This window comes from Psychrobacillus sp. NPDC096426 (assembly GCF_044762745.1).
Taxonomy (GTDB): domain Bacteria; phylum Bacillota; class Bacilli; order Bacillales_A; family Planococcaceae; genus Psychrobacillus.
The window spans coordinates 110,861-124,825 of record NZ_JBIWEX010000004.1 but is presented as its reverse complement, the minus strand read 5'-3'; the positions used below and the strand labels follow the sequence as shown (position 1 = coordinate 124,825).

The 13,965-nt window shown below is 35.0% G+C and carries 13 protein-coding genes; all 13 read left to right on the top strand.

Annotated features, from left to right (window positions below; genetic code table 11):
- Positions 1–25: 25 nt before the first annotated feature.
- The 13 genes from ACIQYS_RS05115 (at position 26) to ACIQYS_RS05055 (ending at position 13,962) form a co-directional block, all read left to right on the top strand.
- Positions 26–796 carry an IclR family transcriptional regulator gene (locus tag ACIQYS_RS05115; RefSeq protein WP_402975807.1) on the top strand — a complete coding sequence of 257 codons (771 nt, stop codon included), beginning with the start codon at positions 26–28 and terminating at the stop codon, positions 794–796.
- A 193-nt stretch (positions 797–989) separates the two neighbouring features.
- The gene (locus ACIQYS_RS05110; protein WP_402975805.1) at positions 990–2,450 is read left to right on the top strand and encodes a M1 family aminopeptidase; all 1,461 of its coding nucleotides are present in this window, start codon (positions 990–992) and stop codon (positions 2,448–2,450) included.
- 205 nt (positions 2,451–2,655) lie between these two features.
- Positions 2,656–3,684: a spore photoproduct lyase gene (gene splB, locus ACIQYS_RS05105; protein WP_402975803.1), complete on the top strand. Its 1,029-nt coding sequence runs from the start codon at positions 2,656–2,658 to the stop codon at positions 3,682–3,684.
- A 733-nt stretch (positions 3,685–4,417) separates the two neighbouring features.
- Positions 4,418–5,200, top strand: a complete 783-nt coding sequence (locus ACIQYS_RS05100) for an enoyl-CoA hydratase/isomerase family protein (protein ID WP_402975801.1) — start codon at positions 4,418–4,420, stop codon at positions 5,198–5,200.
- A gap of 58 nt (positions 5,201–5,258) precedes the next feature.
- On the top strand, positions 5,259–6,170 hold the full coding sequence (locus ACIQYS_RS05095) for an SDR family NAD(P)-dependent oxidoreductase (RefSeq protein WP_402975800.1): 912 nt from the start codon (positions 5,259–5,261) through the stop codon (positions 6,168–6,170).
- Between the two features lie 232 nt (positions 6,171–6,402).
- On the top strand, positions 6,403–6,819 hold the full coding sequence (locus tag ACIQYS_RS05090) for an FAS1-like dehydratase domain-containing protein (protein ID WP_402975796.1): 417 nt from the start codon (positions 6,403–6,405) through the stop codon (positions 6,817–6,819).
- Between the two features lie 11 nt (positions 6,820–6,830).
- Positions 6,831–7,211: a MaoC/PaaZ C-terminal domain-containing protein gene (locus ACIQYS_RS05085; protein WP_402975793.1), complete on the top strand. Its 381-nt coding sequence runs from the start codon at positions 6,831–6,833 to the stop codon at positions 7,209–7,211.
- Positions 7,212–7,238: 27 nt separating this feature from the next.
- On the top strand, positions 7,239–8,006 hold the full coding sequence (gene fadH / locus ACIQYS_RS05080) for a 2,4-dienoyl-CoA reductase (protein WP_402975791.1): 768 nt from the start codon (positions 7,239–7,241) through the stop codon (positions 8,004–8,006).
- A 351-nt stretch (positions 8,007–8,357) separates the two neighbouring features.
- Positions 8,358–9,950, top strand: a complete 1,593-nt coding sequence (locus ACIQYS_RS05075) for a long-chain-fatty-acid--CoA ligase (RefSeq protein WP_402975789.1) — start codon at positions 8,358–8,360, stop codon at positions 9,948–9,950.
- Positions 9,951–9,963: 13 nt separating this feature from the next.
- The gene (locus tag ACIQYS_RS05070) at positions 9,964–11,031 is read left to right on the top strand and encodes a TRAP transporter substrate-binding protein (RefSeq protein WP_402975787.1); all 1,068 of its coding nucleotides are present in this window, start codon (positions 9,964–9,966) and stop codon (positions 11,029–11,031) included.
- A 31-nt stretch (positions 11,032–11,062) separates the two neighbouring features.
- Complete coding sequence (locus ACIQYS_RS05065) at positions 11,063–12,115, top strand: TRAP transporter substrate-binding protein (protein WP_402975785.1); 1,053 nt, start codon at positions 11,063–11,065, stop codon at positions 12,113–12,115.
- A gap of 179 nt (positions 12,116–12,294) precedes the next feature.
- Positions 12,295–13,356 carry a TRAP transporter substrate-binding protein DctP gene (gene dctP / locus ACIQYS_RS05060; protein WP_402976015.1) on the top strand — a complete coding sequence of 354 codons (1,062 nt, stop codon included), beginning with the start codon at positions 12,295–12,297 and terminating at the stop codon, positions 13,354–13,356.
- Between the two features lie 111 nt (positions 13,357–13,467).
- Positions 13,468–13,962: a TRAP transporter small permease gene (locus tag ACIQYS_RS05055; protein WP_402975783.1), complete on the top strand. Its 495-nt coding sequence runs from the start codon at positions 13,468–13,470 to the stop codon at positions 13,960–13,962.
- The last annotated feature ends 3 nt before the right edge of the window (positions 13,963–13,965 follow it).

The following is a 13,965-nucleotide window of genomic DNA, read 5'->3' as shown; positions in this document are numbered from 1 at the left end:
AATAATTATGAAAGAGGTGCACACCTTGAAGGAAGAAACATTTAAAAGTAATTATTCTATGTCTTCGATTCACCGAGTGATTCAAGTGTTACGTGCATTTTCTGTAGATCAACCAAAATTATCATTAACTGAAATTTCTAAGGGAACTGAAATTTCTATTTCTAGTTTACAGAGAATCGTTAGTACATTAGTTTACGAAGGTTTTCTTGTAAAAGATGAGAAAACCAAACAGTATTCATTAGGACTAGAGCTTATGTTTTTAGGTCAACTGGTTAAAAAAAATGACGTACTTCTTTCTAGAACCATACCAATAATGGAAGAATTGAATGACCAAACAAAAGAGAATGTCTCATTAAATATTATTGAACATGATGAGCGTCGTTGTATCTATAATTTGCCGAGTCGTCACGAACTGTCAGCACTTACTTTTGTTGGGCATACTTCGCCATTGTATGCGGGAGCCTCAGCTAAGATTTTACTTGCCTATCAAGACAATGCATTTATTCAAAACTATATAAGTACTAATGAATTCAAAAAAATTACGGAAACTACGGTAGATTCGAAAGAAGTCCTTCTTAAGCAATTATCGTTTATTCGAAACCATGGATATGCAATGACTAAAGGAGAGCGTGTAAAAGGTGCCATGTCCATAAGCGTACCAATTTTTGCTAAAGGTAACTTATTACTTGGCACGCTATCAGTAACATTTCCTGTTATTCGTCAAGAAGAGTACGATATTGAAGCGCTTATTTGTTTATTAAAGGATGCTGCAAAACGAATTATGAATCAGGAATAATCTTTGGTTGTCACTTTACTACTTGGCTATGTAATTGGGTCACTATTAGTAGGGAAAATAACGTATAACAGTCGTAGAGTTTTAATGTTGGGAGCATTGGTGATCGGTGATCTATCATTTATCGCGATAGGATTAATTTGCAAAATAAAGGATATTTTTAAATTAGTTAGAATGAAAGAAAGGAGGAGTGATAGTGAAAACAAAAGCGTACTTTGCTACAGGAATGTGTATAATTTTTCTAGTGGTTGGAGGGTTCTTTATGCTAGAGAAAGAACCTAAGATAGCTGTAGTAGAACCAGAAGTTGAAGCACTAGAAATACTACCTACAAAAAAGGTAAGCAAGGTACCTGTTTCAGAACTTCCAGGTTCCAGAGGAAATTACAAAATAGATATTCGCCAGGCGGAGGATTTACGTTTCCACATATTTGCGGAGATAGAAGTTAGCAATGAATCCAAAGGTGTATGGGAGGATATTGGTTTTTATTTTATCCCAAATATAACGACGGTAGGGAACAAATACTATACGTTACCATATACAGGAGAAGCGGAGATTACTTCTATTAGAGGTAAAGATGGCGAAGAGTTATCCTATAGTCTTGAAAATACCATGCTATTTATCACTCCAAAATCTAATGTTAAGCCAGGAGAAAAAACAATATTAACAGTAGACTATTTATTATTGCCGCCATTAGAAGGGCAACGATTGTCGAAAGTAGACAATAACTTCTATTTAGCATTATGGTATCCAATGCTAGGTAGATATAATGACAAATGGGATTTGAATCCTTATTATCATAATGGGGAATTCTATGATACAGGGTATGGAGACTATGAGATTACCTATGAGTTAGCTAAGGATTACTTGGTTGCCAGTTCTGGAGAAGATGGGGAACCCAAGCCTACCAAAAGCGGAAAGACACAAGGGACAAATATAAAAGATTTTTATATCGCATTTCTCGATCCCGAAGAATGGATTAGTGAGTCTCTGGTAGCAAATGATACAACAATCAGATACTTTTATCCGTATGATGAACCAGATACTTTACATCAAATGATTTTGGAAGCCGAAAGAGCGTTTTTATTTATGGAAAAAAATATAGGTGACAATCCGAATAAAGAGTTAGATATTGTTGCAAATGATTCAGGAATGGAATACCCAAATATTGTAGAAGTATTGGGATACTCCCCTGGGAAATATGAGAGAACACTTATACATGAAATTGCTCATCAATGGTTTTATTTTATGGTGTCCAGTGATCCTTATGAAGAATCTTGGTTAGATGAAAGTTTAACTGCACTATTGGAGGGAACCTACCGTACATTAAGTTTTAGTTCCAGTAATGTTGGCGAACAAATAGGTTTTCATGAAATAAATCTTTTTGCTGAAAGAAAAATAGGAAAGGTGTTTGCTAATATTCCAGTTACAGATTTTGGTGCGCAGCTTGGTCCTATAATATACGGAGAAATTCCAGCAATTCTAAGAGATTTCTTTAAAGCACATGGTGGACATGAAGAGACAATCAAATTTTTATCAGCTTATTTTAATGAATTTAAATATCAATATGTGGATACTAAAACCTTTATAGAATTCTTTAATGAGTATCATCAGGAAGATCATACAGGTTTTTTCAAAGAGTGGCTCATATTAGAATAATTTATTATTGTATTAAGCCTCCAATTATATTGGGGGCTTTTATCGTAGGAAATATAATAGCAGAACATAAACTAATAAAAATTTTACTGAATAGTTTCGAACACTCACTTAATCCATTTTCATAATTTCTCACTTTTAAGACAAGCTATTTAAAAAGAGAAAGGTGATCAAATGGATAATAATTATGGATTAGGTAGTTCGCAATATGAATAAACCCTTCACACCACAGCTTGTCTATTTTGAGCCAAATGCACTTGATTATCCACTTGGAAAAGAATTGAAGGAAAAGTTCGAGAAAATGGGGATTGAAACGCGCTTTACGACTTCGCATAATCAAATTCGGGATTTGCCAGGTGATACGGACGCTCAAAAATATCGTATCGCAAAATCCACCTTAGTCGTAGGCATTCGAAAAACGTTAAAATTCGATACGTCCAAGCCTTCAGCTGAATATGCAATTCCTCTTGCGACGGGTTGTATGGGGCATTGTCATTATTGTTATTTGCAAACGACGATGGGCAGCAAACCATATATTCGAACTTACGTAAACGTGGAGGAGATTTTTGAAGCGGCTGATCGCTACATCGAAGAACGCGCACCTGAGATTACCCGCTTCGAGGCTGCGTGTACATCCGATATTGTGGGAATTGACCATTTGACGCATTCATTAAAGAGAGCAATTGAACATATTGGTCAAACAGAACTAGGCAGGCTGCGTTTTGTGACGAAATTCCATTTTGTCGACCATTTACTGGACGCCAAGCATAATGGTAATACGCGATTCAGATTTAGCGTAAACGCTGATTATGTCATTAAAAATTTTGAACCCGGCACATCTCCTCTAAATAAAAGAATAGAAGCTGCAGGAAAAGTAGCGAGAGCTGGCTACCCACTTGGCTTTATCATCGCTCCCATTTACCTGCATGAAGGCTGGGAAGAAGGCTACCGCCAAATGTTTGAGCGACTTGACGAGGAATTGCCGCAAGATGCAAGAGAGGATATTACATTTGAATTCATTCAACACCGGTTTACGAAGCCCGCGAAAAAAGTAATTGAAAAGAACTACCCAAAGTCAAAATTGGAGCTAGATGAAGAAAAAAGACGCTACAAATGGGGCAAGTATGGAATTGGTAAGTATATTTACCAAAAAGACGAAGAGGATGAAATAAAATCTCATCTATATAGTTATATGGAAAAGTACTTTCCGAATGCCAAGTTAGAGTATTTTACTTGAGCAATCAAAAAAGGGTAAGGCCCTGGGAAACTGGGGCTATTTAGTGTGTAACAATTTAAGTGGTAAAGCAGAAATTACAGAGAGGGATTTATTTGTATTATTTACGGATCAAAAAATTCAATAGGAAAATTGTGTTAAAACAGCAGTTTAGGATTCTTTCCTGAACTGCTGTTTTGTATGGTGACAATAATAAGTTTATATACTATTTCATGTTAATTTATGGAGAAATAAAAAAGAATCAAAATTAGAAGGAGGATCAGTGAACTAGAAAATGGGATTTGAAGAGTCTAATTGGGTATGCATTAAAAAATAGTAAATGGGCAAATAAATTTTTTATATTTAAAATTCGTTGACAAAAATTTTTTTTGTATATAAAATAAAGCGGAAGATAGAATTATAAATTAATTCTGAAAATTTGTGGAAAGGGGTTGTTTGCTTGTTATTTTAAAACTATTTGTATTATTGAAATAACTAATGTGCGATAGATTTTAAGGAGTGTTATAACTGAAATAGTGTAAGAAAACCTATATGTTAATCTTTTTTTGATGTAAATGAACAGATTGGTCTAATGATAGTTAAAGAGAATAAGAGGATAAAAATATTAGTGTGGAATACCAGAAACCATTTTCACTAATAAAAAAATGTGGAGTACGCCACGGCGTTAATCGGATAAAGACTAAATGAATATTCCTCAAAAACGAAGGAGGGTTTATTCATGTTGGGAGGAGATTGTATGTTGGAAAAAAACTATCATTCTATTGATGTGACAGTTGACCAAGCGGTTTGTATTGTTACTTTGAACAGACCAGAAGCAAGAAATGCTTTAGGTTTGGAAATGCGAGAAGAATTAAAGGATTTTTTTGTTTCTGTTAAAAAAGCTAATAATATAAAAGTAATTGTATTAACAGGAACGGGTCTAGCATTTTCTGCTGGAGGTGATTTAAAGGCTTTACAGAATATAGAATTAGTTTCAGGAAGAAGTAGATTGCAATCAGGACATGAAATGATTAAGTCTATTCTAGATTTGGAGAAGCCAGTCATTGCAGCTGTCAATGGTGTCGCGGCTGGGGCAGGTACTAGCGTTGCGCTAGCGTGTGATTTTATAGTGGCAGCAGAGTCATCTAATTTCATTCAAAGTTTTATTAAAGTAGGTCTAGTACCAGATCTAGGATCTCTTTACTTCCTTCCACGTCTTGTAGGACGGCATCGTGCGTTAGAAATGATGCTCTTAGGGGAAAAAGTGAGTGCAAAAGAAATGCAAAATCTAGGTGTCGTTAATCGTGTTGTAAAGGATGAGGAAGTTCTCGGCGAAGCATTGATCATCGCTCGGAAACTCGCTGAAAATCCAGTTAATGCCATGGGGCTAACAAAAAGGTTAACGAATAAAAGTATATTGTCGGATATAGATGAAACATTTGAATTAGAAGGGTTTGCCCAAGCAATGTGCTTTGATTCGGAAGACTTTAAAGAAGGAGTAAGTGCATTCATTGAAAAACGTAAGCCGCAGTTTTCTTAATATTAATAGATAAAAGTATTTAGAAAATAATAAAAAAATAGAGGGCAGGTTGATAAATATGAAAAAATTAGAAGATAAAGTTGCAATAGTAACAGGATCCGGTCGTGGAATAGGGCGTGATATAGCATTATTATTGGCAAGTGAGGGAGCGCGTATTGTAGTTAATGATTTAGGTGGGAGTTCTGACGGTGGAGGAAACGATTCAAAGGTAGCAGATGAGGTAGTTAGGGAGATTAAAGAGGCTGGGGGACAGGCAGTAGCTAATTATGACTCTGTAGCAGATTATGAGAGTGCAAATAATATTGTACAAACGGCAATTAATGAATTTGGAAGAATTGATATTGTCGTCAATAATGCTGGTATTCTAAGAGACCGTATGCTTTTCAAAATGAGCGAGGAAGAATGGGATTCGGTTATTAGTGTTCATTTAAAAGGATCCTTTAATATGACACGGGCAGCTGCCCCGTATTTTAAAGAGCAAAAGAGTGGACGCTTTATTAACTTCACATCTACTTCGGGTTTAATAGGGAATGTGGGGCAGGCCAATTACGCAGCAGCTAAACTAGGTATTGCAGGATTATCTAAAATAACGGCATTGGATATGGCTAGATATAACGTTACTGCCAATTCTGTAGCACCGTTCGCATGGAGTCGATTGATAGGTACGATACCGACTAATACTGAGGCAGAAGAGGCAAGAGTGAAAAAACTAAAACAGTTATCACCAGCACATATTGCTCCACTAGTTGCGTTTTTAAGCTCAGATGAAGCAGCAGATGTTTCAGGGCAAATCTTCGGTGTTAGAGGTAAGGAAATAATGGTCTTTTCTCAGCCACGCCCAGTCCGATCTGTATATAATTCAGATGGTTGGTCTATTGAGAGTATCAGTGCAATCAAGGATTCACTTAAATCGAGTTATACACCACTAGAAGTAAGTTCGGATGTATTTCCATATGAACCACTAGTTTAAAGGATGCATAAAATTAACCATTACAGAAAGCGCTTTCAGATATTTATAACCTAATGACACCAGATCATGTGCCTGTTCAAGTAGGATTTTATACTATTTGTAACAGGTCATGAGACTTTGGATTAAATCTAATGTGTGAATTCTATTTTTTGGTAAATGCCGATGCAATGTGTATTTTCTGTCGCGATAGTAGGTAAGGGACTTTCATAACTTAAGAAAAGGAGAGATTTGATTGAGTAATCTAAGTGCAACACTAGAAAATATAAAAAAGATAAAAATAGATCCTTTTACGTATACGGTAGAAAAAGGGAAAATTAGAGAATTTGCATCTGCCATTGGTGATGAAAAAGAGGAATATATGAATGGTGAAATAATCCCTCCAACGTTTCCGACGGTCATAGAGTTTTGGGGTGGTAAGTCATCTTCTTCGCAGTCGTTGGGATTGAATATTTCTAAAGTACTCCATGGTGAGCAAGCTTTTGAATATTTAGGGGACATTAATCCTGGAGATGAAATAACTGTATATAGCACTGTTGAAGATGTTTATACGAAAGCATCTATGAATTTTGTTGTACTAAAAAAAGAGTTCGTTAATCAAAATAATGAAACGGTGTTAATCGGTCGTTCTACTATTATAGAAAGACACTAGGAGGAGAAAAAATGAACGTAGGTTATCAATTTGATTCGCTTCAAAAAGAGGAAATTACTCATACTCAGCTAGTGCGCTATGCTGGTGCTTCGGGAGATTTTAATCAAATCCATACAGTTGTACCATTTGCAGAAAAAGCTGGTTTGGGAGGAGTTATTGCTCATGGAATGATGATTATGGGGTTTATAGGAGAAGCCATAGGTAACTGGTTTTCAGTCAAAGATCTTACTAAATACTCCGTTCGTTTTAAGGCAATGACCAAACCAGGAGAGAAAATTGAAATTAATGGAAGTATAGTGGATGAAACAGAGGATCGATGGATTTGTGAAGCTAGGGCAGTAAATGAACTAGGTGAAGTGAAAGTTCAGGCTTATTTCGAAGTTAAAAAATAATAATGAACATATTGGAGGATAAACATTGTGAAGGGTAAAACAGTTGTTGTCACAGGAGGTAGTAGCGGTATTGGGAAATCCATGGCGAAAAAGTTCGCCATGGAAGGTGCGAACGTTGTTATTACCGGTAGAAACGCAGAACGTTTAGATGATGCAAAAGAAGAATTTAAACCATTTGTAGGGAATGTAAAAACTATTCAAATGGATGTTAGGGATCCTATTCAAGTTCAGGAAATGGTTGAGCAGACAAGAAAGAGTTTTGGAAAGATTGATTTTCTCGTTAATAACGCTGCGGGAAACTTTGTTTGTCCAGCTGAAGACCTATCTATTAATGGATGGAATTCTGTAGTAGATATTGTATTGAATGGAACTTGGTATTGCTCTCAAGCCGTTGGAAAAGAATGGATTAAGGAGGGGCATAATGGAAGCATTCTTAATATTATTGCAACCTATGCGTGGGGTGCTGGTCCTGGAACGGTCCATTCTGCGAGTGCAAAGGCAGGGGTATTAGCAATGACCCGAACTCTTGCAGTTGAATGGGGAAGCAAGTATGGAATTAGAGTAAATAGCATTGCTCCAGGACCGATTGAGAATACAGAAGGAGTGGCAAGATTAATTAAGCCTGAAGTTCAACAGCGGGCAATAGATTCTATTCCTCTTAAACGTTATGGGCGGGCGGAAGAAGTTGCAGATTTGGCATATTTTCTATTTGCTTCAGAATCTAGTTATATAAATGGAGAATGTATAACCATAGATGGTGGAAGATGGCTTAACAATCGTCTAGACAACGGTTAATTAATAATAAAATGGAAAAAAGTCTAAGTTGTTTACAGTATAGACTCTTTATATAGTGAAATTTACTTCAATTCGACATTTTTTTATAGCAGAATCGATACTATAACGAAAAAATATTTATAAAAGTCATAAAGATGTGGAATTTTAGAATTTTCTTTTAAAATACTAATGAAACTAAATCTTAAGTAAATTATTTGTAAGAAAAATTTCTTTTGTTTGAGTTATTACTTGTTCTCTAATAACTTTTTACAAAATTTTTTTGCTTCTTTATGAGTTTTATCAATGACTATCGAAGACTGTGAATATGTTTGTCATTGTATGGTATTAAATAATAATGAGGAGTGAACAAAAATGGAGAAACCATGGCTTAAATTTTATCCGGAAGGCATTTCTTCTAAGATAGAAATTCCAACAACTACTTCGATTTATCAAATACTTGAGAAATCTGAATCTAAATATTCATCTAATATCGCTGTCATTGATGGAGAACATAGACTAAGTTACTTCGAATTAAAGAACACTACGGAGTATCTTGCTTCTGCACTTTATAACCGAGGTTTTAAAAAGGGTGATCGTTTAGCATTAATGCTATCTAACAGTATGGAATATATTCTAACTTTTTTTGCAGTTCATCGTCTTGGTGGAACAATCGTTCAAGTGAATCCGATGTATCAGACTCATGAGTTAGACAAAATATTGAAAGATTCAGAGTCTAGCTGGTTTATCGGGTATAAAGACGAGGAAAAAAAGTTGGACAATATCGGTTTAACCGAGAAAATAGTGAAGTTTTTCATCGATGGTAAAGATGAACAATCTTTTTACGCATTAATAGATGAAAAAGGCACAAATCTTCCTGATTTGACTATTAATCCTACAGAAGATATTGCCGTTCTACAATATACAGGTGGAACCACAGGAATACCGAAAGGAGTAATTTTAACACATTTTAATATAGTCGCTAACATTAATCAGATTAGTTCTTTTGGTGAACTTATTTTCAAGAATGGCCCCAACAGTTTTTTAGGTATATCCCCAATGTTTCATGCAATGGGAATGACCAATTTAGTACTCAATTTATCAATGGGCGGTACGTATATTTCTTTAAAAAGATTCGAAGTTAAAGCAGTAATTGAACTAATTAGAAAGCACCGTCCAACACTTTTTACAGGATCCCCCACAATGTATATTGCATTATTAAACTACCCTGAGCTTAGAGAAGATGATTTCCATAGTTTAAAGCTTTGTGTTTCCGGAGCTGCACCGATGCCGGTTGAAGTAATTAAGAAGTTTCGACAAGTTACGAATGCACTAATGATAGAAGGGTATGGTCAGTCAGAAGCAACAACTTCATCACATCGAAATCCGATGCCAGGGAAGTTGAAGGTCGGTAGTATTGGTATTCCAATTACAAATACTGATGCAAAAATAGTTGATATTGACTTTGGAAAAACGGAAGTACCAATTGGTGAAGCAGGAGAGCTTATCGTCAAAGGACCACAAGTGATGAAAGGTTACTGGAAAAGTACGGGGGAAACTGAAAAGGCGATTCGGAATGGCTGGTTATATACTGGCGACATCGCTACTAGAGATGAAGATGGGTATTTTTATATAGTTGGTCGTAAAAAAGAAATGATAATTGCTAGTGGTTATAATATCTATCCAATGGAAGTTGAAGAAGTTCTATACGAACATCCATTAGTAAAAGAAGCTTGTGTGTTCGGAATTCCGGATACATATAGAGGTGAAACGGTAAAAGCTATTCTAGTTATGAATGGTACTGCAAGTGAAGAGGAAATTAAAAGTTGGTGTGCGGAAAGACTAGCTAAATATAAGGTGCCTCGAATTATCGAATTCAGAGATGAGATACCGAAAACATCAGTAGGAAAAGTTCTAAGGCACAAATTAGTAGAAGAGGAACTAAGTAGACTCCAAATTGAAAAGTAAAGGAGCTCGTGAAATGAAAAGCAAATATCTAATTTGGACATTTTTTTCATTATTGTTACTAATGATAGGCGCGTGTGGGGTGGCTACGGATGAGTCTATAAATAGTGAAGTGAAAAATGAAAGTTCAAAAGAAAAAATCACACTAAAATTTGCTGTATCCACCCCTGAGAGTCATACAATGCATTCGGAAACATTTTTACCTATTATGGAGAAAATAACTGAATTAACCGAGGGGCAAGTCGTATTTGAATATTTTCCTGCGGAACAATTAGGCAAAGCAGCAGATTTATATGAGTTAACTAGTGATGGTGTTACGGATATCGGTGTTTATTATGCTTCTTATATCCCAGATAATATGCCTATAACGAGTGGACTTCTTGCAATACCTGGCATTTATTCAACAGCTTATGAAGGATCAATGGCTTATCATGCATTAAGCAAGCAAAGTCCAGTGTTAGAATCAGATTTCTTAAAGCATGGTGTACGGCCGTTGTTTTTATTGGCCCCACCGCCATCCGAAATTTTCACCACAAAAAAAGAAGTTAAAGTACCGGAAGATTTAAAAGGAATGACAGTTAGAGTTACTGGAGATATATTGAACATTGCTATAAAAAAACTTGAAGCTGCTCCTGTAAATATTGCTTTACCAGAATTATATGAGGGACTTGAAAGAGGAGTCTTTAACTCAATTAATCAAAATCCAGCATCCATAAATGACTATGGATTAGCAGAACTTATTAAGTATGGTACAGAAGGACTTTCTTTTGGAGGGGTTAGTGCAGGGCTTGTTATCAATGAAAAAGTATTCCAAAGTTTACCGGAAAATATACAGCAGGCAATTGTTCAAGTAGGTGACGAAGTAACTGAAAGTACTGCAAAATACTATGATGAAAATGTCAAAGTGATTCTTCAGAAATTTAAGGATGATGGAATTAATATACACCAATTATCGGAAGAAGAAAAAACAAAATGGCAAGCGTTTTATACTGAACTAGAAGATGACTGGGTGAAAGAAAAAAACAATCCTAAGTTGAAAGAAACAATAGAAATGTTCAAGGAAGAAAAAATAAAATACTATTGAGAATCTATAAGATGACCGGGAGGAAATAAAGATGAAAAGCAAATATATAATGGCTATAATGTTTGCTCTACTGTTACTTGTTGTTACTGGATGCAGCGATGGTAAAGAAACTGCGAAGGCTAGAGAATCAAAAGAAACGATTACTTTGAAAGTAGCAGTGTCACAACCAGCTTCGCATGCTATAAATGTAGAAACTTTTGTACCATTCATGGAAAAGGTAACTGAGTTAACAGACGGACAAGTTGAATTTGATTTTTATCCTGCTGAACAATTGGGGAAAACTGGTGACATCTATGACCTTACTGCTGATGGAGTAACAGATCTTGGGTTATATATGTCCCCTTATTATCCAAATAAGATGCCACTTACAAATGCTTTACTAACAATGCCGGGATTGTATTCAACAGCTTATGAAGGGACAATGGCTTACCATGAACTTACCAAACAAAGTCCTTTGTTGGAATCAGATTTCTTGAATAACGGTGTAAGACCGATAATTAACTATGCTATTCCTGTATATGAATATTGGACAACTGGAAAAGAAATTAAAGTTCCAGATGATCTTAAAGGATTGAAAGTAAAGATCTCCGGAGAATTAGCCAACAAAGCAATGGGAAGTCTTGGTGCTTCACCTGTAAATATTACAGTAAGTGAAATGTATGAAGCACTTGAAAGAGGAGTTGTTGATTCTATAAGCCTTTACGCTGCATCAATGAAAGATTATGGCATGGGTGAATTGGTTAAGTATGGAACAGAGGGAGTTTCTTTTGGGGGAAGTGGTGTTGGTTTAGTTATAAATGAAAGGGTATTCCAAGGATTGCCTAAAAACGTACAAGAAGTACTTGTAGAATTAGGCGATGAGTTTACGGAAAGTAATGCTAAGTACTTCGATAAATATAACTACGAGGTTATTCAAGAATTTAAGGAAGCTGGGATCAAAGTACATGAATTATCGGAAGATGAAAAAGCGGAATGGCAAAAGTTCTATGCTGAAATTGAAGCAAGTTTCTTAAAAGAACAAACTAATCCTAATATAGATAAAACAATAAGTAACTATAGAGAAGTAGTAAAAAAATACAAATGAGTTATTGCTGGCTTGAAATATCGAATAAAGAACCAATCAGTAAATAAGGATCTGTTCTAAAATTGTAAAAAGTTTATTGGGTAGTTCAGAAAAAAATCCTACAAAATTACTATAGTAAAAGACTTTGTATAATCAAGATAACTTTATCTTGATTATAAGCTAAGGGGGAATGAAAAGTGATGAGGAAATTTTTGATGGTTTTTATGTTCGCTTTTCTCCTAATCATCACCACAGCTTGTAGCGGTGGTGATGAAACAGGAAATGATACTGCAAAAGCTGAAGAAACAAAAGAAAAAATTATATTGAAATTTGCAGTTTCACAACCTGAATCTCACGATTTGTATGCAGGGACGTTTACTCCATTTATGAAAAAGGTTACAGAGTTATCGGAGGGAAAAGTTGAATTTGAATTTTATCCAGCAGAACAATTAGGAAAAGCAGGCGATTTGCTTGAACTGACTAGTGATGGTGTAACAGATATTGGTTTTTATTTCCCACCCTATTACCCAAGTAAAATGCCAATCACGAGTGCGCTCATACAGATTCCAGGTTTGTATTCAACAGCTTATGAAGGAACCATGGCTTACCATGAACTTAGTAAACAAAGTCCTGTGTTAGAGACAGACTTTTTAAAGAATGGTGTTAGACCCTTATTAGCAATAGGTGCTCAACCCGCAGAACTTTGGACAAAAGGAAAAGAAATAAAGTCTCCTTCAGATATTAAAGGAATGAAAGTAAGAGTGTCTGGAGAATTGACAAATAAAGCTGTATTGGCTCTAAATGCATCTCCGGTAAATATTACTTTACCAGAATTATATGAAGGACTTGAAAGAGATGTTTATGATTCAATTAATCTGAATGCTGTATCAATGTCTGATTATGGTTTAGGGGAATTAATTAAGTTTGGAACAAACGGTGTTGGATTTGGAGGAGTTACTGTAGGTTTAATTATTAATGAAAGAGTATTCCAAGATTTACCTAAAGATATACAAAATATCCTAGTGGAAGTAGGAGACGAACTCACTGAAAGTGTTGGTCATCGCTATGATAATAATAGTAATAAAATTATTCAAGGGTTCAAGGAGAATGGGGTAAATGTATATGAATTATCTGAAAGTGAAAAAGCACAATGGAAGAATTTCTATGTTGAAATTGAAAAATCATTTTTAAGTGAACAAAATAGTCCACAACTTGAAAATACATTGGCTACTTTTAGAGAATTAGTCAAAAAATATAATTAATCTTTGTTGAATGTGAAAAAAAATTCAAAACTATGGATTTTGGGACGTCTTTTATTTCTTACCAATAGACTAATTATTTACGAAATTAAAAAGATAATTGGAGGTAGTGCCTTGAAATACTTAAACAAATTTCTGACTAAAACAGATGAATTTATTAGCAGAATATCAGCAATAACAATATTTATTATGATGATGTGGATTGTGATAGATGTTGTATTAAGGTCTGTATTTCATACACCAGTATCGGGCACAATTGAAATAACTGGAGAATATTTACTTGTAATCATTGTGTATCTGTCTATTAGTTATACCTATAAAGAAGGTGGGCACGTATCGGTTGAATTATTTGAGAATAAGTTTTCTGTGAATATAAAAAAAATTATCAAACTATTTACTAACCTATTAACAATAATTGTTTTTGTACTTCTAGGTATTGCGAATTTTCAAAAAGGACTAAATTATTTTGTAAATGATATTCGAACAACTAGTTTACTTAACTATCCGTTGGCACCTGCATTATTTATTATTACTTTTGGCGTACTTTTACTAGTCATCAATTTAATCCTCGAATCTATCAATATACTACGAGGGAAAAAAGGCTTTTAGTAT